General features: G+C 46.8%; 21 protein-coding genes. 1 reads left to right on the forward strand and 20 read right to left on the reverse strand.

Annotated features, from left to right (window positions below; translation table 11 throughout):
- Positions 1–32: 32 nt before the first annotated feature.
- On the reverse strand, positions 33–218 hold the full coding sequence (gene cydP / locus CSQ88_RS11465; RefSeq protein ID WP_099398231.1) for a cytochrome oxidase putative small subunit CydP: 186 nt from the start codon (positions 216–218) through the stop codon (positions 33–35).
- Between the two features lie 2 nt (positions 219–220).
- Positions 221–772 carry a GbsR/MarR family transcriptional regulator gene (locus CSQ88_RS11470; RefSeq protein ID WP_099398232.1) on the reverse strand — a complete coding sequence of 184 codons (552 nt, stop codon included), beginning with the start codon at positions 770–772 and terminating at the stop codon, positions 221–223.
- Between the two features lie 234 nt (positions 773–1,006).
- Here CSQ88_RS11470 and CSQ88_RS11475 point away from each other — a divergent pair, with 234 nt between their 5' ends.
- The gene (locus tag CSQ88_RS11475) at positions 1,007–1,519 is read left to right on the forward strand and encodes a TIGR00645 family protein (protein WP_099398233.1); all 513 of its coding nucleotides are present in this window, start codon (positions 1,007–1,009) and stop codon (positions 1,517–1,519) included.
- Between the two features lie 339 nt (positions 1,520–1,858).
- Here the strand turns inward: CSQ88_RS11475 and fliJ are convergent, their stop codons facing one another.
- From fliJ to CSQ88_RS11565, 18 genes are all read right to left on the reverse strand, one after another.
- Positions 1,859–2,290 carry a flagellar export protein FliJ gene (fliJ, locus tag CSQ88_RS11480; protein WP_180273634.1) on the reverse strand — a complete coding sequence of 144 codons (432 nt, stop codon included), beginning with the start codon at positions 2,288–2,290 and terminating at the stop codon, positions 1,859–1,861.
- An 18-nt stretch (positions 2,291–2,308) separates the two neighbouring features.
- Positions 2,309–3,706 (reverse strand): flagellar protein export ATPase FliI, encoded by a 1,398-nt coding sequence (fliI, locus tag CSQ88_RS11485; RefSeq protein WP_099398235.1) that lies wholly within the window; start codon positions 3,704–3,706, stop codon positions 2,309–2,311.
- Positions 3,699–4,661 carry a flagellar assembly protein FliH gene (locus tag CSQ88_RS11490; RefSeq protein ID WP_180273635.1) on the reverse strand — a complete coding sequence of 321 codons (963 nt, stop codon included), beginning with the start codon at positions 4,659–4,661 and terminating at the stop codon, positions 3,699–3,701. The genes fliI and CSQ88_RS11490 overlap by 8 nt, the downstream gene beginning before the upstream one ends.
- Before the next feature lie 144 nt (positions 4,662–4,805).
- Entirely contained in the window at positions 4,806–5,813 is a 1,008-nt protein-coding gene (gene fliG / locus CSQ88_RS11495) for a flagellar motor switch protein FliG (RefSeq protein WP_099398237.1), read from the reverse strand.
- A gap of 60 nt (positions 5,814–5,873) precedes the next feature.
- On the reverse strand, positions 5,874–7,598 hold the full coding sequence (fliF, locus tag CSQ88_RS11500; protein WP_099398238.1) for a flagellar basal-body MS-ring/collar protein FliF: 1,725 nt from the start codon (positions 7,596–7,598) through the stop codon (positions 5,874–5,876).
- Positions 7,599–7,712: 114 nt separating this feature from the next.
- Positions 7,713–8,036, reverse strand: coding sequence for a flagellar hook-basal body complex protein FliE (fliE, locus tag CSQ88_RS11505; RefSeq protein WP_099398239.1), 324 nt, complete (start codon positions 8,034–8,036; stop codon positions 7,713–7,715).
- A gap of 155 nt (positions 8,037–8,191) precedes the next feature.
- Positions 8,192–9,550 carry a sigma-54 dependent transcriptional regulator gene (locus CSQ88_RS11510; protein WP_180273636.1) on the reverse strand — a complete coding sequence of 453 codons (1,359 nt, stop codon included), beginning with the start codon at positions 9,548–9,550 and terminating at the stop codon, positions 8,192–8,194.
- Between the two features lie 14 nt (positions 9,551–9,564).
- Positions 9,565–10,647: a chemotaxis response regulator protein-glutamate methylesterase gene (locus CSQ88_RS11515; RefSeq protein WP_099398240.1), complete on the reverse strand. Its 1,083-nt coding sequence runs from the start codon at positions 10,645–10,647 to the stop codon at positions 9,565–9,567.
- 16 nt (positions 10,648–10,663) lie between these two features.
- Positions 10,664–11,272, reverse strand: coding sequence for a chemoreceptor glutamine deamidase CheD (cheD, locus tag CSQ88_RS11520; RefSeq protein ID WP_099398241.1), 609 nt, complete (start codon positions 11,270–11,272; stop codon positions 10,664–10,666).
- On the reverse strand, positions 11,269–12,123 hold the full coding sequence (locus tag CSQ88_RS11525; protein ID WP_099398242.1) for a CheR family methyltransferase: 855 nt from the start codon (positions 12,121–12,123) through the stop codon (positions 11,269–11,271). Before CSQ88_RS11525 ends, cheD begins: the two co-directional genes overlap by 4 nt.
- Before the next feature lie 285 nt (positions 12,124–12,408).
- Positions 12,409–15,270 (reverse strand): methyl-accepting chemotaxis protein, encoded by a 2,862-nt coding sequence (locus CSQ88_RS23575; RefSeq protein ID WP_099398243.1) that lies wholly within the window; start codon positions 15,268–15,270, stop codon positions 12,409–12,411.
- A gap of 22 nt (positions 15,271–15,292) precedes the next feature.
- Complete coding sequence (locus CSQ88_RS11535; RefSeq protein WP_099398244.1) at positions 15,293–15,778, reverse strand: chemotaxis protein CheW; 486 nt, start codon at positions 15,776–15,778, stop codon at positions 15,293–15,295.
- A 37-nt stretch (positions 15,779–15,815) separates the two neighbouring features.
- Positions 15,816–18,029 carry a chemotaxis protein CheW gene (locus tag CSQ88_RS11540; RefSeq protein ID WP_099398245.1) on the reverse strand — a complete coding sequence of 738 codons (2,214 nt, stop codon included), beginning with the start codon at positions 18,027–18,029 and terminating at the stop codon, positions 15,816–15,818.
- A gap of 34 nt (positions 18,030–18,063) precedes the next feature.
- Complete coding sequence (locus CSQ88_RS11545; RefSeq protein WP_099398246.1) at positions 18,064–18,429, reverse strand: response regulator; 366 nt, start codon at positions 18,427–18,429, stop codon at positions 18,064–18,066.
- Positions 18,430–18,551: 122 nt separating this feature from the next.
- Positions 18,552–19,748 (reverse strand): methyl-accepting chemotaxis protein, encoded by a 1,197-nt coding sequence (locus tag CSQ88_RS23580; RefSeq protein ID WP_099398247.1) that lies wholly within the window; start codon positions 19,746–19,748, stop codon positions 18,552–18,554.
- 259 nt (positions 19,749–20,007) lie between these two features.
- Positions 20,008–21,729 (reverse strand): fused response regulator/phosphatase, encoded by a 1,722-nt coding sequence (locus tag CSQ88_RS11555; protein WP_099398248.1) that lies wholly within the window; start codon positions 21,727–21,729, stop codon positions 20,008–20,010.
- An 8-nt stretch (positions 21,730–21,737) separates the two neighbouring features.
- Positions 21,738–22,043 (reverse strand): STAS domain-containing protein, encoded by a 306-nt coding sequence (locus CSQ88_RS11560; RefSeq protein WP_099398249.1) that lies wholly within the window; start codon positions 22,041–22,043, stop codon positions 21,738–21,740.
- Between the two features lie 85 nt (positions 22,044–22,128).
- The gene (locus CSQ88_RS11565; RefSeq protein WP_099398250.1) at positions 22,129–23,310 is read right to left on the reverse strand and encodes a PAS domain-containing sensor histidine kinase; all 1,182 of its coding nucleotides are present in this window, start codon (positions 23,308–23,310) and stop codon (positions 22,129–22,131) included.
- Between the last annotated feature and the right edge of the window lie 157 nt (positions 23,311–23,467).

Genomic DNA, 23,467 nt, shown 5'->3' on the forward strand with positions numbered 1-23,467 from the left:
CACCCATCAGGCTATACCGGTAATCGATTCAGCTAACGCTGAGCCGGTGCAGAGGCCGCACTCGTAAACCGCTCTGTCATCATGGATTGCGGCACCAGCATATGACGGGCAACAGGCTGAGAAAAAAAGCACTTCCAAATCACAAATAACAAGGCCATTTTAATCAGCAATACAATGGTGATTTCTTGCCACAAAGGCAGACGCTTGCTTATTCGCATAGTTAATCCCTGTTTCCTGGCCGTAACGCTCCGGCAAAGCTCAATACTTTTTGCACCTTTGAACCAAGGCGCATTAAGTTTTCTAAGGTTTCCGGTGAGAGGTGCTGCACCTCGTCAAACCAGCCTGTCGCCAGCTCAATCAGCTCGTGCATTTCGCGCATACGTTGCTGGGCATGGCGGTCTTCATCGCTCATGGCCTCGTCCATCAGGGCATCGCGCAGCAAAGTCAGCGTGGGCTCGATTTCGCGCTTGCGCTTTTCCTCGACTAAAGAGCGGAATATCTCCCAAACATCTTTTGGTGTTTCAAAATAATCACGCCTGTCGCCTGGCTTATGCACTAATTTGCACAGCTTCCAGGACAACAACTCTTTCATTCCCATGCTGACATTAGAGCGGGAAAAACCAAGCTGCTCGGCAATTTCATCTGAATTCAATGGCTTAGGCGAAAGAAACAGCAGCGCATACATTTGCCCTACTGTGCGATTTACTCCCCAACGGCTGCCCATTTCACCAAAATGCAAAACAAATCGCTCATTAATCGGCGAGAGGTTCATGATCGTTCCAATTTTCAGTAATTACTGAAATTATAGTAACTTCTTTGATTATAAGCAATACAAAACTTACCCACTTAGAGCAGGTAGGCTGATGGCATAATCTCTGCGCGCCCAGTCATACCGGCCCGCAGCGTGCAAGCGGCCTGCGCGATGGCTTACTTTAACCCCGCTGTTTAAATCTTGATTTGCTTGCAAAGAGACGCCATGATTACAGCCTCTTTTTGGAGGCAGTAAATGCAAAACCGTGTTGAAGATATTTTGGAAAGGATTATTTTTCAGAGCCGATGGCTGCTGGCGCCCTTTTATTTAGCGCTGATTCTGGGCCTGCTTGCCCTGTTTGCCAAAATGATTAAAGAACTATTTGGCATGTTTAATGCGCTGATTTATGGAGATGGCAATTTAATTATTGCCATCTTAGGCATGGTAGACGTTACCTTGGTGGCCAACCTTTTATTAATTGTGATTTTCAGCGGGTATGAGAATTTCATATCAAAGCTTGATATTGCCCACAGCTCGGTTGATAAGCCATCGTGGATGGGAAAAGTGAGCTATGCGGATTTAAAGCTGAAATTAATAGGCTCAATTGTGGCTATTTCGGCCATTGATTTGCTTAAAGCATTTATGAATATTAAATCGACCGATCACACAGAGCTGGCATGGTTAATCGGCATTCACCTGACCTTTGTGATCTCTGGGGTATTATTTGCCGTGATGGACAGAATTGCGGCAGGCAGCCCAAAGCATTAACCGCCTGGCAAAAAAATAATCATTAAGCCGATTCTGTTCACCACTTCAGGCGATGCATTCTTATCCTGAGGCTGGTGAACAGAATCTTTATCAGACAATTTGCAATCAATCAGAGTACGGCCTGGCAATCAATACATGCCAGCAGCAGGCCAATATGCCATAGGCAAAAAAAACCAGACATTTACCCTGATATGCATTTGAGATAATCACGAGCTGATTAAAAATAAGGCAGCTGTTTTTTTACCCTATAAAACAGCACACTAAGACAGTTATCCACATCTTATCCTTACTCAGACAAGATTTATCCGTGGATAAAGCAGAAGATATCAACATACAGAATCAGCGGGGGCGCTGCCGTGTATTAAATTCATCATTAATACGCTGCTCATTACGCAATTCTTTTTGCATTTCAGCGGATAAGTGCCGCTGCTTTAAAGCCTCAAATGCCTTTACTTTTTTTTCACATTCCAGCCACGCATCACGGCGCGCCTCGTAGACGCTGGCAAGGCGCTCAATCTCCAGTTGCTGCGACAATGCAACATCGTCCAGTTTAGCCAGAAACAGCTGAAAATCCCGCCACTGGATAATGCTCATGCCGCCCTGACCGCTGCCCAGCAAGCGGGCACGATACTCAACCCGATACTGATCAACCTGCTCCAGCTTACCCTGAGCACTCAGCCAATTGGCCTGAGATGCCTGCATAAGCCTTGCAGCGTCTTCTCTTGCATCGATGGCAAGCTCAAGTAAAAAGGCAAAACGAAACTGAGCCACTGCACTCATCCCTGCTGATTACATCAAGAGCTGATAAAGCTTCATTCTAGCCCCATCATAGCGTTCGCACTCGCCAATACCCTGCTGCAAAAAGGCTTCAAAGCTGGGATTACGCCGAATGGCTTCATCCAGAACAGGATCGGAGCCCGGCACATAAGCGCCCACGCTGATCAAATCCCGGCTGCGCTGATAGCGGGAATAAAGATATTTAAAGCGGCGGACCACGGTGAATTCTTCGGGCGAAATAATATCGTTCATCACACGGCTGATCGAAGCTTCGATATCAATCGCAGGGTAATGCCCTGCCTCGGCCAGCTGGCGGCTGAGCACAAAGTGACCATCCAAAATCGCACGGGCATTATCGGCGATCGGGTCTTGCTGATCATCGCCTTCGGATAAAACAGTATAAAACGCAGTAATTGAGCCTCCGCCCTCTTCGGCATTGCCCGCCCGCTCAACCAATTGCGGCAAGCGGGCAAACACCGATGCCGGATAGCCTTTAGTGGCCGGCGGCTCGCCCACAGCCAGGGCAATTTCACGTTGCGCCATCGCATAGCGTGTCAGCGAATCCATAATCAGCAGCACATGCTTGCCCTGATTTCTAAAATATTCGGCAATCGAGGTGGCGTACGCTGCGCCATATAAACGCAGCAAGGGCGGCGTATCTGCAGGCGCTGCCACCACAACCGAGCGCTGCAAGCCTTCATCACCCAGAATATTTTCAATAAAATCTTTCACTTCACGGCCACGCTCACCAATCAGGCCCACCACCACCACATCGGCCGTGGTATAGCGTGCCATCATACCCAGCAGCACCGATTTACCCACACCAGAGCCAGCAAACAGGCCCAGACGCTGGCCTCGCCCTACGGTCAGCATGGCATTAATCGCCCGCACGCCCACGTCCATCACATGCCGGACTGGCTCACGCGTCATCGGGTTATAGGGGCGGGCAAACAGCGGCATATAGTCGTCATGCTCAATCCGCCCCTTGCCATCGAGTGGCCTGCCCAAGCCGTCTAAAACCCGGCCAAGCAAGCCCCAGCCTACCGGCATCTGGCGGCCATGATCTTCTAAACGGCGCTGCGGCGGGCGCGGATGACCATAATCAGGCACCCACGCTTCCACATCTTCATGCGGCACAACCTGCGCGCCAGGCTCTACGCCATAAATTTCAGCAATCGGCATCAGAAACAAGCGGTCTTCATTAAAGCCAACCACCACCGCCTCGACCGAAGCGCCGCTGGGTGTCATCACATCACAAGACGAGCCAATGGCCAGCCGCAAGCCCACAGCCTCAAGCACCAAACCCGACACTCTGACCAAGCGCCCGCGCGGCAACCACGGACGCATCCAGCGCACCGCGTCTTTGCAATCGGCCAGATACTGGCTGCAACCCTGCAAGGCTTCAGTCATGATGTTCGGATTCACTGGCGGGCGCTTCAGCAGCAGGATCAGAATCCTCTGCTGAAAGTCCCTTTGAAGAAGCCTCAGATTCCTCATCAGAAACTAAGGCGGGCTGATTATCAACTTGCGAAGAAGGTGTAGCCTCTGGTGCAGCTTCGGCAGCAGGCAATTCAGCGGGCTCTTTTTCACCGGCAAGCGCAGGCTCAGCAGGCTGCCCGGCCCAGCCAAGGTCGGCTCTGTCACCACGTCCTAAGACCCGCAGAATATTTTGCCAGCGCACAGGCAGGGATAAATCAACCGCAGAATCAGGGGTTTCTATCCGACAACCGCCTGTTTCCAGCTGCTTATCAGGCAGTAAACGCCAAGTATCGCCAGGCAAATCGCCGCCCAGCATGCCCTCAACCGCAATAAGATCATCAGGATTCAGAAACACACGCGATGGAGAACGCGCAGCCGGCAGGCTGGCTAATGCTTCGCGCAAAATAGGCAGTAAACGCTCCGGTGAGTGATTAAGCTCGTCCCTCACCATTTGGCGTGCAATCACCACGGCCAGATCAAGCACTTCATTCGATAATGCCGCCTCAGCTTTTTGCAAAGTACTTTCAACACTTTCCAAAACCGAGCGCAAACGATTTGCTTCGTCTTCAGCCACTAAACGCCCAGCCTCAAGACCCGCCTCAAAGCCTTCGCTTTGGGCGCGCTGAACAATCGCTTCTATCTCTTCCGCAGTAGGAAAAGAAACATCGGCATCCGGCACATCGACCGGCTCTGTAGGGAGCGGTTCTAAATCTTGCTCTTCTTCGGAAAACACCTTTTCACTGGGTGCCTCCAATTCTTCTGGCGCAGGCTCTGCCACCTCTTCCTCTAAAGCAGCGGCTTCCGCCTCAGCCTCATTCAGAGAAGCGAGCTCCCATTTTTCCCATGCGCTTAATTGCTCGCGTGGAATCACGCGCGGATTACTCATCTGGACGCCCCGAAACAGCGCAGTACCCTGGCAAGCCAAAGCAAGCATTTAAAAAATCGACGCGACAAAAATTTAACAGGTATGCAGATATTCTGAGTATGCAGCACCGCACTGCCAGAGCAATGCGGCTTTTTGATAAGACCATTATTCAACTAACCCTTCATCACCCTTACCGCCCAGCACAATCTGGCCTTCATCTGCCAAGCGGCGAACGATTTTAAGGATTTCTTTTTGCTCTGCTTCAACTTCTGACAACTTAACCGGCCCGCGCGCTTCCAGATCATCGCGCAACATTTCCGCAGCCCGTGAAGACATATTTTTGAAAATCTTTTCCTTGAGCGCCTGGCTGGTGCCCTTGAGCGAAATCACAAGGGAATCGGATTGAATTTCACGCATTAACAGCTGAATACCGCGATCATCAATATCCAGAATATTGTCGAAGGTAAACATTTTGTCCTGAATTTTTTGCGCCAGCTCCGGGTCGTAATCGCGGACACTGGCAATGGCTGAGGCTTCCACCACGCCGCCCATAAAGTTGAGAATATCGGCCGCCATTTGCACACCACCCATGGCGCTTTTTTTCAGCTTATCGGAGCCAGACATCAATTGGGTCAGCACATCATTCAATTCTTTGAGCGCCACAGGCTGCACGCCTTCCAGCGTGGCAATCCGCAGCAATACATCATTCCTTTGACGCTCTACAAAATAGCTCAGAATTTCAGAAGATTGATCGGATTCCAGATGCACCAGAATTGTGGCGATAATTTGCGGGTGCTCGTTTTTAATCAGCTCAGCAACCGCAGACGAATCCATCCATTTAAGGGATTCAATACCGTTATTATCGTTACCCTGCAAAATACGATCGAGCAAATTTGCGGCTTTATCTGTACCTAAGGCTTTGGTTAATACAGAGCGAATATACTCATCCGCAGCGCCCAAGTTGGCGCGGTTTTGCGTGGAGGCAATAAAATCACCCAGCACCACGTCAATCTCTTCGCGCTTAACGGCATCCATTCCTGCCACTGCGAAGCCCAGCTTCTGTACTTCCTTAGGACCTAAAAATTTAAAGACTTCAACGGCAACATCTTCGCCCAATGTCATCAGGAGTAGTGCGCTTTTACGCACGCCTTCATCACTTAAATCGGCAGCCATGGTTTGCTCCTCAAGGCGCTTTTAACATCAAAATACGGCTGCTTTACTGCAGTTTATGCTCTACGGCTTTTTGTTCGGATCGCCGCCTTTATCATCGGCATTCAGCATCCACTCACGCAAGATAGTCGCTACCATACGCGGATCATCTTTTGCCAGCTCTTTAGCCTGCTGCAGCAGCTCGGCAAAGGCGGCCATACGGTTTTGATTTTCGTCTTCTTCTGGCGTCTGCTCGTCGGCCTTCAGCTTCTCGCCATCAGGCCCAAGTGTTTCGCCAAAATCCAGCTCCTGAATACGTGCTTCTTCGCGCGTTTTGGCCATATCTTTCATTAATGGCCGCAGTACAAAGAACAATAAATAAAGAACAACGACGGCAATCAGCGCCAATTTACCCACATCAGTGGCATTGGTCTGGATATATGCCAGCGCTTTATCCTGTATTTTCTTTTCTTCCAAAGGCACAGAATCTGCAAATGCGGCATTCACCACATTCACCGAATCACCGCGCTCCTTGTTGTACCCTATCGCTTCCCGTACCAGATTATTAATCTGAGTCATTTCTTGCGGGCTGAACGGCAGATAAGTCATCTTTCCGGATTTATCCTTACCCGGCTTATAGTTCAGCACCACCGCCGCAGACAGCCGTTTCACCCCGCCCACCTGCTGCTTTACATGCTGAATGGTTTTATCCACTTCATAATTAATTGTTGCTTCTTTACGGCTATTGGCCGTGCCCGTAACGGCAGCTTCAGAGGCTCCTGATGCTGTAGGGGCCGTTATAGGTGCAGCAGCAGCGCCTGGTGGCTGGTTTGATAATGCACCTGGCACACCGCCCGCTGATTCATTGCTGGATTTACCTTGTAAATCCAGCGTTTGCTGACTACGCATGGCCGAGCTGTTCGGAGGTGAATTAGGCTTAAAGGATTCTGATGTTTGCTCAACTTCTGCAAAATCAATTTGTGCGGTGACTTCGGCTTTTACATTTTCCTTACCCACGAGAGGGGCGAGAATGGTTTCAACTCGTTCAACAAAGCCTTTTTCCACATGCTGCACATAAAGCAATTGCCGCGGATCTAAATTGTTCTGGCTCATTTCAGGCAATTTAGATAATAAATTACCATCCTGATCCACAATCGTGACGTTTTTAACCGGCAGCTCAGGCACGCTGGACGATACTAAATGAATAATCCCTGCCACCTGCCCGCCATCTAAAATGCGGCCGGGGTGAAGAGTCAGCATCACGGATGCCGTAGGCTTTTGCTGATCACGCAAAAATACAGTTTGTTTGGGCATCGCCAAATGCACGCGCGCTTTACTGACGGATGCAACCGTTTCAATTGAGCGGGCTAATTCACCCTCAATAGCGCGCTGATAATTAACCTGCTCGGCAAATTGCGAAACACCAAATTTTTGATTATCAAGTAATTCAAAGCCCGCATTACCCGATTTAGGTAATCCTTGAGCTGCGAGCTTTAACCTGACGTCATAAATTTTATCGGCTGCTACAGAAATAGTGCCGCCCGGATCAAGCTTATAGGGCACATTCATTTGCTGCAGAGATTGAACGATGGCACCGCCATCTTTATCTGGAATATTGGTAAATAAAATGCGATAGGCAGGCTCTTTTGACCACAGCATATTGCCCACAATTAATGCAATTACAGCAGCCACAGCAACCATCAGGCCGATCTTTCGCCCAGAGGATAACGCAGCGAAACGCTCGCGCGCTACGCCGAAGCCTCTTGCTGTAATCAGATTATTATCTGCCGCTGCACTTACCTCTGCCATACGTCGAAATCCCATGCAGGCTTTGATGAGCCTGTCTAAATTCTAGTCTAAATATTTCAGCAATGCTTTCACGAAATACTCAGGCTAGCTGGGGCTCCGGACAGAGCCGGGGCATCAGACCTGCATACTCATGACTTCCTGATAAGCACTGACCAGCTTATTACGTACCTGCACCATCGTTTGGAAAGAAAGGCTGGCTTTTTGCAAGGATACCATTACATCCTGCAGATTGGCTTCTGGTGCACCGGACTGAAACGCAAGCTGTTGCGCCTGAGCGTCTTGCTGTACCTGGCTTACCTGATCCAAAGAAGACTTAAGCATTGACGCAAAGTCAGGCGCGCCCGCAACAGGCTGCGTCTGGTTTGCGGCCTGCCCTCCAGCGAGTGCAGACATTGCTTTTAATTCGCCAAGAACCTGATCGATTCCTTGCACGCTCATGACTTATATCCCCTTTTAAGCAGTTAATCAATTGATCCGGCCATAAGCATTAATAAAGCCAAAAATGGCAACGGCAACAACGGACTAATGCCCTGTTTTCAAATTGTAGGTGCTCTGACTAAGCTACTGCAAGCAATTCCTGAGCCACCTGCAACTCAAATGGATAAATCCGGGTTTTGTTCACGATACTGCTGTAATTTATAACGTAGCGTTCTTTCACTCATGCCCAGCTTTTCTGCGGTTGATTTGCGCGCACCACCCAGCGACTTGAGTGTTTCCAATATATGTCTTTTCTCCAGCTCTTTGATGTCACTTACGACAGCCGGTACGTCGCTCTGCGGCAAAATATCGATCGGAACCGGCGCACCGGCAATATTTGCCGCCTTAAGAGATGTGGTTTGCGGCAAATAAAGATGCTCAACAGCGATTTCATCGCCCGGAGCCAGAATAAGCGCCCGCTGCATCACATTATCTAATTCGCGAATATTGCCTTCCCAGCCGTTGGCAAGCAATGCGGCCTCTGCCGCACACGACAATACCGGCACGCGCCGTTTTTGCCTTGCCGCATGTCTTGCAAGCATCGCTTTAGCCAGCGGCAAAATATCATCGCTGCGCTCACGAAGACTGGGAAGCTGCAAAGGAAAAACATTCAGACGATAAAACAAATCCTCACGAAAGCGCCCGGCAGCCACTTCCAGCTTCATATCCCGATTGGACGTAGCCAGCACACGAATATCGATTTGCACCGGCTTATTGCCACCCACCCGTTCTACTTCCCGCTCCTGCAGCACACGCAGTAATTTGGCCTGCAGAGCCAGAGGCATTTCTGATATCTCATCCAGCAATAATGTGCCGCCATTGGCCTGCTCAAATTTACCCAGGTGCTGATTTGCAGCACCAGTAAACGAGCCTTTTTCATGGCCAAACAGTGTTGATTCTAAGAGTTGTTCAGGAATGGCCGCACAATTAATGGCCACAAATGGCCGGGCCGCCCTGCCACTATTGCGGTGTAAAAATTGCGCCAGCACTTCCTTACCTGTACCCGATTCACCCGTAATCATGACCGAAGCATCAGAAAGCGCGACACGCCTTGCCATCTCTAAAAGACTGAGCATGGCCGGATCTTCCGCAATCACCTCTTCATCATCGCTGTCCGGCAGCATGTATTTTGCTACTTCCTGCAATAAGCGATCGGGCTCAAACGGCTTGGGGAGATAATGACATGCACCGGAATGTAATGCGGCAACCGCTTTTTCGATCACCCCATAGGCAGTCATTAAAATTACGGGCAAATAAGGGTAGATCAGCTTAATTTCCTGCAACAGCCTTTCGCCATCCATAGGCTGCATTTGCACATCAGAGAGCACAAGCCCCACACGGTGGTTTGCCAGAACCTGCAGCGCATCACGACCATCTTCAGCCACAAGAACCGAGTAGCCGCCCAATTCAAGCGTATCAGCCAGCGCTTCTCTTAAACTATCATCATCTTCAACAATTAATATTGCTAGGTTCATCTGGCATATCACTTTCAAATTCGTACATTACGCCCGCCGTGCAGGGTAAGAAAAGCCAGCACCCGGCCAGAAATTTCTTTCAGTGGCAGCACTTCATGCACACCACCCAGCGCAATTGCTTCTTTGGGCATACCAAACACCACACAGGAAGCTTCATCCTGTGCATAGTTATAGGCCCCCGCCTGCTTCATCTCCAGCATCCCTGCCGCGCCATCTTTGCCCATGCCCGTCAGAATCACGCCAATCGCGTTTTTGCCTGCCAGATTAGCAACAGATCTGAACAGCACATCAACAGAAGGGCGATGGCGGTTTACGGTTTCCCCCTGCGACAGGTGGCAAACATAATTCGCCCCGGATACACCCAATAAAAGATGGGAATGCCCAGGAGCAATATAGGCGTGCCCTGGCAATAACCGCTCACCATGCTCGGCTTCTTTAACCGTAATGCTGCACAGGGTGTTAAGCCTGTTTGCAAATGATTTGGTAAACATTTCGGGCATATGCTGGGCAATCAGAATGGCCGGGGCATCCGGCGGCATCGGCATTAAAAACTCTTTGAGGGCCTCAGTCCCCCCCGTTGAAGCGCCAACGATAATCAGTTTTTCAGTTTTTAAAATCGGCCTAGACACTTTTGGAAGAACCACATCCGCCGAATTATTTGGCATGACATTGCTGCTGAACATTGGCTTCACTTTTGCCCCCGCTGCGCAACGTATTTTTTCCCGAATATCATCGGCATATCCTTGAATCCCACGCACAATATCCAATTTTGGCTTGGCAATAATATCAACCGCCCCCAATTCTAGGGCGCGAAGAGCCGCTTCTGAACCCTGTTCAGTTAAAGAGGATATCATAATCACCGGCGTGGGTTTAAGCCGCATCAGCCTCTCAAGAAATTCCAGCCCATCCATTTTAGGCATTTCGATATCAAGCGTAATGACATCAGGATTAAGCTCACGAATTTTTTCTCTTGCAATAAGCGGATCAGGTGCTGTGGCCACACATTCTAAATCAGGTGCTTCATTAATAATTTCTGTAAGCAGATTCCTCATTAAAGCGGAATCATCAATGACAATCACCCGGACCTTTTTTTTCATGATTTATTTTCCGCAATTAAAACAGATCAACATCTCCACCCTGCTTGGCATATTGCAATCTTGAGCTGTAATCTTTCTCCCGGTCAACAATTGTATTATTGTGTACGGCTTTTAATTTTTTAACCAATACCCGTCCTGTTTGCGGAAAAAAATAAACTTTACGCGGAAATATATCCAGCAAATCTTCTGATACAACGGGTATTCTTTCCAAATCCAGAAACGAGCGGACAAAATCAACATTTTTCTGCCCAATATTAGATACAGTAAAACCTCTCAATACATTGCCGCCGCCAAACACCTTGGCTTCTAATGAGCTTTTAGATCCGCCCATTTTCATAATTTGATTAATCAGCATTTCCATTGCATAAGTGCCATAGCGTGTTGCCAGACCCGCCATCGCCGTTGCCTCATCGGCCGCCTCTGGCAGCATAAAGTGATTCATGCCGCCCACGCCTGTTTTTCTGTCACGGATACACGCAGCCACGCATGAGCCCAGCACGGTCACCAAGAGCATATTCCGCCCGGTTACATAGTATTCACCCGGCAAAAGCTTTGCGGCATCAATATCAAAACTTTTATCAAAGTAAAGAGTGGGTGCCAATACCTCCTCATAGCCCTTACTCATTTTGGCGATCCCCACTCATGAATAGCTTTATCGGTAAGCCGGTAGACCGTTTTACCGCAGGAGTGAAACCACTCAGACATATGATGCAGGTTTTCTGAATGGCCCACATACAATAAGCCATTGGGTTTTAATAGCCTGCCCATTTTTTCAAGCATGACCCGCTGGGTTGCCTGATCAAAATAAATCATGACATTTCTGCAAAAAATCGCATCAAAATAAGGTGTTAAAGGCCATGAATGTGCCAATAAATTAATTTGTTTAAATTCAATCATTTCTCTTAATTCTTTTCTGATCCTAGCCTGCCCGATGTTTTCACCTTTTCCTTTCAGAAAGAAAGTTTTGCATCTTTCAGGGGAAACTTTATCTAATTTATCCATTGAATATATGCCGTTTTTCGCTTTAGACAATACATGGGTATCTAAATCAGATGCAATAATCTCTACCTCAGGCTTGAGCCTGCCATAAGCTTCCACTGCGGTCATAGCCAAAGAATACGGCTCTTCTCCGGTGCTCGATGCAGAGCACCAGATGCGCACCGGTCCATGCAATTTATGCAGCTGATCAGTAAGCATTTCAAAATGATGCTTTTCTCTGAAAAAAAAAGTTAAATTTGTCGTCAAAGCATTTGTAAATTGTTGCCATTCTTCATGCTTTGGTTCTGCCTCAAGAAAATTCAAGTAATCGCTAAATTTTTCTAAATTCAGCGCTCTTAAACGCCGTGCCAAACGGCTGTATACCATGGATTGCTTACTTTCATTTAAGCGGATTCCCGCCCGGGTATAAATGATTTTCACTACCCGGCGAAAATCAGCATCGGTAAATATAAAATCTTGCTCTCGCTCATTGCTCATATTGGCAAACTCATTTTATAGCGACGGGATTTACAGCCGGCCATTTGCACTTTCTTGTATCAGGGCACGATACTAGGAGCTGAATGGCTGAATTAAAAAAGGCAGATCTGCATAATCTGCCCTCCGAAAGACTTGCGGGCTTAATGCCGCTTGAGGCCTCGCCGGATAAGGCCAGATTTCACACATTTTCTCAGTAAACGATTCGCCTCAAAAACCTGTGAAACCAGCCCTCAAACCGTGCCCCTCGCGGGTTTTTAAGCCCTGCAGCCCTCAGGCCAAATCAGATTAAAACTCCTCCCAATCACCATCATCCGCAGTAGGCCCTGGCAATTTTTTACCGGTACTGCCTGACTTTTGCGGTGCAGGTGTACGGCTGATCTGAGGAGAGCGTGCCACTGGTGCACTACTGCGCGGCGCGGCCAGCTGTTTCGTGGCTACTCCTGCATGCTGATAAGCAGCCCCCACTTTAAACACAGCGATGGCATCAGCCAGGCTACCCGCCTGCTCTTCAAGACTCTCGGCAGCGGCTGCGGCCTCTTCAACAAGAGCAGCATTTTGCTGAGTGTTTTCGTCCATCTGCACCACAGCCTGATTAACCTGCTCGATACCCGAGCTTTGCTCTGCACTGGCTGCGGAAATTTCACTCATGATATCGGTTACACGGCGAACAGCCGTCACCACTTCTTGCATGGTGCGCCCTGCTTCATCCACCAAACGTGAGCCCGATTCCACCTTCACAACCGAATCACCAATCAGCGATTTAATTTCCTTAGCGGCTGCGGCAGAGCGTTGCGCCAGATTACGTACCTCGCTGGCCACCACCGCAAAGCCCCGGCCCTGCTCGCCCGCCCTTGCCGCTTCAACTGCAGCGTTCAGAGCCAGAATATTGGTCTGGAAGGCAATGCCATCAATCACAGAAATAATATCGACAATCTTTTTGGCGCTGTTATTAATCTCAGACATCGTAGAAACAACTTGCTCAACAACCCCTCCGCCTTTGACTGCGATATCTGATGCACCAATAGCCAGCTGATTGGCTTGTCTGGCGTTTTCAGCATTTTGTTTCACCGTGCCTGTCAGCTCTTCCATGCTGGAGGCGGTTTCCTCAAGACTGGCGGCCTGTTGCTCGGTACGGCTGGACAGATTGTTATTACCTGCAGCAATTTCCTGCGATGCGGTATTAATCAGGCCAACCGAATCTTTAATTTGCATGACGATTTCAGATAAACGCTCACCGGTTAAATTGCAATCATCTTTTAATTGCCCCAGCGTGCCTTTGTAATCATCATTAATCGTTTCAGACAAATCGCCGCGGGCCAGTGCTCCCAATACCCGAACCACATCAGCAAGCCCCTTTTCATTAGATGACATCAGCTGATTCATGCCCTCACACAATTTGAGCGTAAAGCCTTCTTTGCCTTCTATTTTGGCTCGTTTAGAAAAATCGCCATGGACGGCTGCCGATTCAACAATATCAGCAATCTCTGCTTCCACAGCCACTTCTAAAGTGCGATCAAGCCATTCAACAACCGTGCCTTGACGAACCCCTTCATCATCATAAACAGGATTTGCCACCAGTTTAAAAGTGCGCCCGCCAACTACAATTTCAGTGGTATACGTACTCCGTAAATTAGCTAGCATATCACGCTGATGCGCTGGGTTTTTGTGGAAAATATCCACATTCTGGCCAATCAATTTACTCACATCAAACTGCGGCAATACTTTACGCAATTCATTCTGCGCAAAATTAAGCATACTCGTCACTGATTTATTCATGTAAATGATTTCACGTTCATTATTTGCAATCATCACATTAGTTGTACAGCCATCCAGTGCCGCCTTAATTCTGGCATTTTCCGCAGCCAACTGATTCGCCTTGGTGCTTGCCGCTAATTCATCCGTCCTATCCTGCCATTCTACAACCGTACCTAATCTTGATTTACTCTTAGAAAAAACTGGCGTAACGAGCAAGCGGAAAGTACGCCCACCTAAAACCAGCTGAGCTTCATGAGTAGATTGTAAACCTGCTAATAAATTTCTTTGATAAGCGGGGTTTTTATGAAAAACATCAATACTACTACCCAATACTTTTGAAGCGGAAAACTGCGGCACATCTTTCCGAATTGCAGATTCTGCATTGAGCAGCATTTTTTCCATTGAATCATTTGTATAAATTATATTAAAGTTTTCATCCGCCATCATGACATTAGTTGATGCAACATCTAAGGCGGATTGTAAATTAGCACTTTCTACGGCCTCGGTCATGTCTGAAGCATATTTCACTACTTTATAAGGCTTGCCATTAACATCAAGTAAAGGGTTATAGCTGGCTTGAATCCATACTTTTTTCCCTCCTTTACCAATGCGCTGATAAATTCCGGATTCAAACTCACCCCTTCTTAATTTATCCCAAAAAGCAATATATTCCGATGACTGCCGGTAGGCTGGGTCAACAAACATACTATGATGCTGATCTTTAATTTCATTTAATTTATAACCAAGACAATTTAAAAAATTATCATTTGCTGTTAATATTTTACCATTTAGATCAAACTCAATCACGGCCTGCGCTTTACCTACAGCCACATCTTTCGCCTTTAATTCATTGGCCTCATTAATTGATGATGTCACATCTGTTGCAAATTTAACGACTTTATATGGCTTACCCGTACTATCAAATATAGGGTTATAACTTGCCTGAATCCATACTTCCTTTCCCCCCTGACCGACACGTTTGTATTTTCCTGAATCAAATTCACCACGTCTTAATTTATCCCAAAATGCAGCATATTCTGCAGATTGCCTTTGCACTGAATCAACAAACATACTATGGTGCTGATCTTTAATATCACTTAAGCGATAGCCTAAGCAATTAAGAAAGTTATCGTTAGCGGTTAATATTCTGCCGCTTAGATCAAATTCAATAACTGCTTGTGATTTTTCAATTGCATTCGTTTTAGCTTTTAATTCCAGCAACTCCTCCTGCAGGTTCAAAATTTGCTTTTTAGAAGCTTCTTCTTTAAGCGGATCAAATGCCAGCTCGGCCTTCATGGCTCTGGCTCTTAGTTCTTGTACTTCATCCTGCAAACTGAGAATCTGCTTTCTGCTTGCTTCTTCTTTAGCCGGATCTGAAAAGAGATTAAACATAGTGCTCTCCTTGAATCATCAATTAAACGGTTACGGCAACATGATCGACTAATGACATATCGCTACTGGTCATGAGTTTCTCAATATCAACGAGGATAATCATGCGCTCCTCTAAAGTGCCTAATCCCTGTATATAGGCAGTATCGAGAACCGCACCAAATTCCGGAGCCGGTTTAACGTGATTAGCCGCCAAAGTTAAAACATCAGAAACACCATCAACTACAATACCTACTGTCCGATTAGCCACATTCAGGATAATGACTACGGTGAAATGGTCATACATAATATTACCCAGACCAAACTTAATTCTTAAATCAACAATAGGAACAATATTGCCACGCAAATTAATAACACCTTTAATAAAGGCAGGCACATTAGCAATGCTCGTTACCGCATCATAGCCACGAATTTCCTGCACCTTTAAAATATCAATGCCGTACTCTTCGCTGCCTAATGCAAAAACCAGAATCTCACGAGCGGCATCCGGGTGATCCAAACCATTATCCATCTTCAGTCCTCTATTAAATGAATGCGATCAGAAACACTTAAGCAACAGCCCGCGAGAGCCCCTGACTAATATGCACCAGTTGGGCTACATCCAGAATAAATGCAACGTGGCCATCCCCCATAATGGTGGCACCCGCCACCCCAGGAACTTTTCTATAATTTGTTTCCAGGTTCTTTACCACAACCTGATGCTGCCCAAGTAAATCATCAACAAACATGGCGACTTTCTCGCCTTCTGCTTCTAATATAATGACCAGGCCTTCATGAAAATGAGTCACTTTAGGCGGCACATTAAATATTTCATGCAGTGCTATTAAAGGGAGATATTCGCCACGTACATTAATCACCCGGCCTTTGCCTGCCATGGTTTTTACTTCATCAGGCCGGGGCTGCAAAGATTCGATAATAAAAGCCAGTGGAATTAAATAAATCTCTTCACCAACCGAAATAGACATGCCATCTAAAATAGCCAAAGTCAGCGGCAATCGGATGCTCATGGTTGAGCCAATTCCATACATCGAGCTAATTTCAATCCGCCCGCCCATAGATTGAATATTCCGCCGCACCACATCCATTCCCACCCCGCGACCTGACACATCGGTCACCTGTGCCGCAGTAGAAAAGCCCGCTTCAAAAATCAGCAGCCAGACTTCGCTGTCTGTCATGGCGTCGCTCACCGGAATATCGCGCTCACGTGCTTTGGCTAAAATACGCTCGCGATTTAACCCTGCACCGTCATCAGCAACTTCAATCACAATATTCCCCCCCTGATGAAACGCTCTTAATGTCAGCGTCCCCGTAGGGGATTTACCTTTAGCAACACGCTCGTCTGGTAATTCAATTCCATGATCTAAGCTGTTTCTCACCAAATGAGTTAAAGGATCTGATAGTTTTTCAATAAACCCTTTATCTAATTCTGTGCTTTCGCCAATGAGTTTTAATTCAATTTTCTTATTTAATTTGCCTGCTAAATCTCTGACGAGGCGGGGGAAACGGCTGAATACAAAGGAAATAGGCATCATACGAATCGACATCACCGATTCCTGCAGCTCACGGGTATTACGCTCTAACTGCCCGACACCTGACAGCATATTCTCATGCAGTACCGGGTCCAGATTCAGCGCAGTTTGCACCAACATCGATTGGGTAATAACTAACTCACCCACTAAATTAAGTAATTGATCGACTTTTTCTACGCTGACACGAATAGACGTATCTGCAGCCGCCGCAGCGGGCTTGGCAGCAGTACCAGAAGGCGCTTTAGACTTAGCGGCCTGAGGCTCAGCCTCTTCTGCTTTCACCTCTGCAACTTTAACCACTTCCACAGCGGCACCTGCAGGGGCAAGCACCTTTGGGCGAGGCTCAAAAAAGCCATAACCTGCACCATCAGTCACCGTTTCGGCAGGGGCTGGCGAAGGAGGCGCAGTAATATCCGTAAAGAAACCGTAGCCCTCTCCATCTTGGCTGCCAGCAGCGGGTTTATCATCGCTAAAAAAGCCATAACCATCACCGTCTTCTAATCCAGCTGACTTAGCCGGCTCATCATCGGTGAAAAAGCCATAGCCATCACCGTCGCTAAGCTTGCCAGAGGATGCAGAAATCTCTGGCTGAATAATTTGAATACGTGAGTGCTCTACTGCAAAAGCCAGAGTAGCGATAATTTCTTGTGGCAAAGCCTGAGCCACAATCTGATAAATCCAATCGCTTTCAGCCCCGCCTTCAATACAGGAGCGTAATTCCCCATACCCCTGCAAAGCATGCATAACAGACGAATGATCAAACGGCTCACCAGCAGAAATAATAACTTGTAAACCATTATGATTATCTGCTGCGGCGTTAACTGGATGGGCTTCATCTCCACCTGAATCGTTTGCAAATTTTTCAAGCAAGCTGGTAATTTCTTTTGCCGCATCCAGATCGGCAACACCCCCATCGCGGTGAGCAGACAGGATATTTTGCAGTACGTCGCCGCTGCGCAAAAACACATCGATCATATCCGCCCGAAGATCGAGCTCATTTTTACGAATTCTATCCAGCAGGTTTTCAAGAATATGAGTGACGCCCGCTAAATCAGTAAAACCAAAGGTAGCCGCTCCGCCTTTAATCGAATGAGCAGCACGAAAAATGGCATTTAAATCTTCACTATCCGGCTCATCCAAGCTGAGCTTAAGCAAAATGGATTCCATTGTTGCAAGATGCTCTGCAGCTTCATCAAAGAAAACTGCAATAAACTGGCTCATATCGATCGCCATATCCCCTCCTTCAGTGGCAAGCTGGGCTTTATAACTAACCAATCACTTTGCGTACCACTTCGAGTAATTTCTGAGGGTCAAACGGTTTCACCAGCCAACCTGTTGCACCTGCCGTTTTGCCCTGCATTTTCATGGCATCACTTGATTCAGTCGTGAGCATCAGCATGGGGATGGATTTATACTGTGGCGTGGCACGCAGCGTTTTAATCAGCGTCAGCCCATCCATGCCGGGCATATTCTGATCGGTTAGAATTAAATCAACCTGCATTTTTTTTGCCTGCTGAACGCCTAAATTTCCATCACTGGCCTCAACCACATCGTAACCTGCACTTTTCAGGGTAAACACCACCATTTGCCGAATCGATGCAGAATCATCAACGGTCAGAATCTTTTTAGCCATATTCCCTCCAACTATGTATTAATCGCTATACACGTGTTTAAAAAATCAAGCATTCAACCTTTACTTTTCTATTAAAGGAATCTATGCAAAAAAGACCTCAGCAGGGTATTACAATGAAACCATCAAAATAAATCGATATCGCCACTGCTCATACTTTCCTGAGCTACAGGATTTTTATGCAATGCATCCGCCATTAATAAAGACCGCTCGCCAAGTTCTTGTAATTCTGCTATTTTTTCTTTCCATGCCAAAACCGGGTTTTTCTGATTTGCAATATAGCCATAAATTAATGCCAGTGCTTCCTGTATTTCTGACTGAGCAGCAACACGGCCTTTAGCATGTAATAAAAGCTGATTTACCAAATCCTGAAACTGTAAGCCCCGGACCGCATTAGATACTCCGTGCTCTACCTGATTCGCAATTTTGGCTAATTCATTCACAACTGACTCAACATTTTTATTCATCACCCCAATACTTGCCATTGTTTTCTCTACTTGCACCTTTGACTGCATTGACTTGCTCATATCCTGCGAGGCCAGTTTCATAATTGCCTCCTCTGCTATAGCTACTGATTCATGAATTTGCCGGACATTACCGCGAATCTGCCGACTAAAGTGATTGGTGCGCATTGAAAGCGCCCTCACTTCATCAGCGACCACTGCAAAGCCCCTGCCTGCCTCTCCAGCTCTGGCCGCCTCAATAGCAGCATTTAACGCTAATAAATTAGTTTGTTTTGCAATTGATTCAATTTCATTTAAAACACCCAGTACCTCCTCTACCACTTTGCCCACTTTCTCCATTTGATCCACCAGCCCCATTGCGGTGTAAGAATTGGAGATAATACTATCCACAAAAATAGTCAGAATTTCGGATGTCTCAGTCACAAATGATTCAAAACAACCACCGCTCTCACCGGCTGTATGTTTAAAAAGAGATTCTGCCATTTCTTTTTGTAAGCGTGATTGATCGGCAATTTCAACAAAACCACTGAGTAAAGCAGGAATTGCATCTGCAAAAATCTCTACCGCCCGCTTCATTTCATTATCTGCCAGCTGTAATTGCGATACTGAAAAAAGACACATATCAGATTGTTTTTGTAAGGAGCCCCCCATATGCTGAAGGTCTTTAAACTGTGCCGCTTCTTTCTCTATTGCCGGGGTATGCTCTGTAAATTTCAGAATAAGTAGCGGGCCCCAGGCCGCAATTAAACCGCAGGTGGTGAATAACCACAGAGATGTATTACTCCATACAATCACTATTGTCACCACACTTACAAACACGGCGAAGTAAAACAATAGATGAAGGGACTTTTTAGACATAAAAAACCTCAGATTTAATACAGGCTATCAATAGCAAAATGCCTCCTTCTGCATTTAATAAAGATAGCTTATCCTGTAGGAATTGAAACCAAAACCAGACAAGACAGATTAAAGAATCGGGTATAGAAGGAATATAAGTGGGGGGGACAGACCGGGGATCGAACCAATAAAACAAGAAGCCACATTAATTGTGGCCGGAAGGTGGCTTTAATTTGTAAACAATGAAATACAGGAAGCAGAAAAAAAGAGAGGTGGCAATTTATACGGTTTCAGTACGAGGGATATAGTAAGCAACAACTTCATTACCCGTGCCGTGATATTGGGCTGAAGCACAGAGCGAGCGCACCAATGCAATTCCACGGCCAAAAGCCAGCTGGTGGCTTAATTCTACATTACCAGAATAAAGCTGAGACCAGTCAAAACCTGGGCCACTGTCTTTAACCCGGATTCTTAAAACATCTTTGCCATCATAATGTAATCCGGTTAAATCAATTTCTATCCGGCCCTCAGTCAGCATTTCTAAACGATTAGCACGTTCACATAAATACTGCTCCATCCCGTCTGCGCCACGTTTCATGGCCGAATTAAGGCCCAAAACGCCATGATCAAGTGCATTTACAAATAACTCGGTCAAAATCAGAAAAACATCAGACTGGCTGTGCGCTAATGATCTGACGCCGCCAATAAAATTCATCATAAAGGGCACGGTATTAATATGCCGGATTTCATCTACCCCCAGTGCAACGCTGTATCTCCATGCGCTTTCTCCTAAGGCAGCCAGTGTAGAAATATTTACTTCCTCCGAAACCGCAGGAATTCGCTCTTTAGATCTTGCAATTGGCCTGTCACCAAAATAAGCAAGTACAAGAGAAATATCATCATGATGAGCCTCACCATCTAAAAAATGGGCTAAATCATTTTTTGCATGGAATAAACGCTGATCTGCAGGTGCCGCCGCCAGGACCTGCAGCAGCCGGTCTAAACCATAATCGCCTTTGCTGGAGTGCCTGGCCTCGATCAAACCATCTGAATAAGCAGCAAGACATGCCGGCTCGTTAAAATAATAACGATCCGTCATCACGTCCATGGCGTTGGTTGGCACAATGCCAAGGGGTAAATGCGAGGACTTCCAAGTATGTTTGATTTCACCATCAGGGGACATTACCTGAACTGAAGGCATCCCTCCATTCCAGACCTCAATGCAACCCGCGGATTCATCTATAGAAATAAGGACCAGTGCAACAAATCGCCCTATAGGCAGTACTTGCCTCACTTTCTTATTCATTTCAATTAAAATATCAGAAATGGTATAGCCTTTTTCAGTCATCGTATAAAAAGGCTGGGTAAGGGGCAATACATTCAGTGCGGCGGTCAGCCCGTGGCCAATACCATCGGCCAGCATCAGATATAAAGCCTGACCGGGTGTTCTGGCGGCAGCAATTAAATCGCCTGACAGACTTTCCGCAGGGGACAGGTAGTATTCAAATTGGGGATCATAAAGCAATTCGGCATTGACCATTTGCTCCATTAAATGACTGACTACGCGTTTTTCTTCTTCTGCACGATCATAGTAATCTGCCAATTTAAGAGATTGCTCTCTTACTTTTCGATTTAATTCTAAGGTACGGCTAAATGCTTTTAACTTGGCTTCAAGCACACGAAAATTAACAGGTTTATTGATGTAATCATCAGCCCCCTGCTCAATCGCCTCCGCCAGCTTGTTTTCTTCGCCGACTCCAGTGACAAAAACAATCGGCACCCACGTCTCATGTGCCTCATGCTTTATCGCAACAGCCGCCTCCAAACCCGACATGACAGGCATCATCATGTCCATCAGCACCAGATCAGGCCTTTCCCGCCGCCAGGTTTCCAGTGCCTCCAGCCCATTGTGAGCCTGAATAGCCTTGTGCCCTAACGCCTCTACAAAACGAGAGATGAGTAAGAGTACGGATTCAGTATCGTCAACGACCAGAATTTTCATTGCAAGCTTCAACGTATAATAAAAATCTTACCAAAGCAGGCAATATCCAACACCTGTTTGACCGAATCCCTACAGTTTACAAGGGCTAAGCTTTTACTTGCAGCGCCGATTTTTTCTTTGAGCAGCAACAGCATCCCAAGTGCGGAGCTGTCCAGATAATTTACGTTTTGAAAGTCAACGAGGACTTCTTTGATGCCTGGGTTACTAATCAGCGTTTCACATACTTGGCGAAACTCGCGGTGGGCGCTGAAATCGAACTGTCCGGAGAGGACTACACGGCCCACATCCCCTTCAATCTGCACAGTTGGCGTCATACAAACCTCAACTCCATGAAAGTTACATGTTTAAAATCACAACAAAAAAACAAGACATGAGAAAGTTAAATAAGTGGTCTTGCTTTCATACCTTAGTCGGGCAATACAAAACTGGCAACCGTATCGTAAACGAACTACCGGCTCCAAGGTTGGAATTTACGCCAATCTCTCCGCCTAAGCGAGCCAGCAAATTGCTGACAATGGCCAGCCCCAGCCCTGTACCTTCTTTTCTGGTGGTAAAAAATGGCTCAAATAAACGCTCCTGCACCTCTGAAGACATACCACAGCCATGATCTTCCACCCTCAGCTCTGCCATATTTTCCTGTGCAGATAGAAAAAGCCCGATCACGTCCCCGGGCTTTGAGGCAAGCCTTGCATTATCAATCAGATTAGTCACACAGCCCAAAAGCTCTTTATGATTGGCATTAACAACTAAATGTTCATACTCCAGCGGCAAATCTAAAACACAATTCATGTCCTGAGCCTGTAGCTGCGGCAGCATTAATTGCTGCGCTTCCCTCAATAAACCCGAGAGGATAACAGGCTCTGCAGGCACCTCATGCCCGCGCACAAAGCTCAGCATATTTTGAATCAGTACTTCCAGATGTCTTAAGCGGGCTAAATTTTTTTGCCCGAATTTATGCCTGTCACTGTCACTTAATGCAGGTTTGGCCAGGTGTGTTGAATACAAGAGGGCTGTCGCCAAAGGGGTACGTAATTGATGCGCCAGCCCCGCGGCCATTTCACCCATCGCAGCAAGGCGTTTGTGTTGCGTTAAAGCCCGCTGTAATTCCCATGTATCGCTAATATCATGTACCAGCATGATTTTTCCAAATTCACCCGGCATATTATTCACAACAATACTGAGTCTTCGCTCCCCTTTTGAGGATTGAGACAGCCACAAGTCAGGTACATTTGTGGATTGTAAAAACCCACCAATATATTCCTCCCACACACAGCCAACTGACAGATTCTGCATCATTGAACGTGCTGCAGGGTTCAATTCAACTACAACACCCTGTTCATTTAATTCAACCACGCCTCCTGGTAATCGCTCCAGTAATACAGATAAACGCCTTGATAATGCCGCCTTCTCATCCAGCTCCCTTCGTAAATTGCCATTAGCAATTTCCAATTGACCGGTAAGAGAAACAACTTGCTGCTGCAAATCTGCGTACGCGAGACTAAGCTGATTTGATGCTTCGGTAAAAAGTGAAAAAGCACTTTCTAACTCACGGGGATCAATCGCCATTTTGGGATTAGGCATATAACACCTTTCTTGTTGCTTTTTTGTTTTTACATTATAAAGTGACTAGACAGTTGAGCAAAATAATGATCCACCCACAAATTCGTAAACTCAGTCATAATATTAGTGAAAGTTTATTTAGTTCCTGTCTTACGGCTATAATCGCGTCTTTATTGTG

It is taken from the genome of Iodobacter sp. BJB302 (assembly GCF_002735645.1).
Taxonomy (GTDB): Bacteria; Pseudomonadota; Gammaproteobacteria; order Burkholderiales; family Chitinibacteraceae; genus Iodobacter.

Coding starts and splice junctions, on each gene's coding strand:
- cydP (WP_099398231.1), bottom strand. CDS start 218: ATGCGAATAAGCAAGCGTCTGCCTTTGTGGCAAGAAATCACCATTGTA.
- CSQ88_RS11470 (WP_099398232.1), bottom strand. CDS start 772: ATGAACCTCTCGCCGATTAATGAGCGATTTGTTTTGCATTTTGGTGAA.
- CSQ88_RS11475 (WP_099398233.1), top strand. CDS start 1,007: ATGCAAAACCGTGTTGAAGATATTTTGGAAAGGATTATTTTTCAGAGC.
- fliI (WP_099398235.1), bottom strand. CDS start 3,706: ATGACTGAAGCCTTGCAGGGTTGCAGCCAGTATCTGGCCGATTGCAAA.
- CSQ88_RS11490 (WP_180273635.1), bottom strand. CDS start 4,661: ATGAGTAATCCGCGCGTGATTCCACGCGAGCAATTAAGCGCATGGGAA.
- fliG (WP_099398237.1), bottom strand. CDS start 5,813: ATGGCTGCCGATTTAAGTGATGAAGGCGTGCGTAAAAGCGCACTACTC.
- fliF (WP_099398238.1), bottom strand. CDS start 7,598: ATGGCAGAGGTAAGTGCAGCGGCAGATAATAATCTGATTACAGCAAGA.
- fliE (WP_099398239.1), bottom strand. CDS start 8,036: ATGAGCGTGCAAGGAATCGATCAGGTTCTTGGCGAATTAAAAGCAATG.
- CSQ88_RS11510 (WP_180273636.1), bottom strand. CDS start 9,550: ATGAACCTAGCAATATTAATTGTTGAAGATGATGATAGTTTAAGAGAA.
- CSQ88_RS11515 (WP_099398240.1), bottom strand. CDS start 10,647: ATGAAAAAAAAGGTCCGGGTGATTGTCATTGATGATTCCGCTTTAATG.
- cheD (WP_099398241.1), bottom strand. CDS start 11,272: ATGAGTAAGGGCTATGAGGAGGTATTGGCACCCACTCTTTACTTTGAT.
- CSQ88_RS11525 (WP_099398242.1), bottom strand. CDS start 12,123: ATGAGCAATGAGCGAGAGCAAGATTTTATATTTACCGATGCTGATTTT.
- CSQ88_RS23575 (WP_099398243.1), bottom strand. CDS start 15,270: ATGTTTAATCTCTTTTCAGATCCGGCTAAAGAAGAAGCAAGCAGAAAG.
- CSQ88_RS11535 (WP_099398244.1), bottom strand. CDS start 15,778: ATGGATAATGGTTTGGATCACCCGGATGCCGCTCGTGAGATTCTGGTT.
- CSQ88_RS11540 (WP_099398245.1), bottom strand. CDS start 18,029: ATGGCGATCGATATGAGCCAGTTTATTGCAGTTTTCTTTGATGAAGCT.
- CSQ88_RS11545 (WP_099398246.1), bottom strand. CDS start 18,429: ATGGCTAAAAAGATTCTGACCGTTGATGATTCTGCATCGATTCGGCAA.
- CSQ88_RS23580 (WP_099398247.1), bottom strand. CDS start 19,748: ATGTCTAAAAAGTCCCTTCATCTATTGTTTTACTTCGCCGTGTTTGTA.
- CSQ88_RS11555 (WP_099398248.1), bottom strand. CDS start 21,729: ATGAAAATTCTGGTCGTTGACGATACTGAATCCGTACTCTTACTCATC.
- CSQ88_RS11560 (WP_099398249.1), bottom strand. CDS start 22,043: ATGACGCCAACTGTGCAGATTGAAGGGGATGTGGGCCGTGTAGTCCTC.
- CSQ88_RS11565 (WP_099398250.1), bottom strand. CDS start 23,310: ATGCCTAATCCCAAAATGGCGATTGATCCCCGTGAGTTAGAAAGTGCT.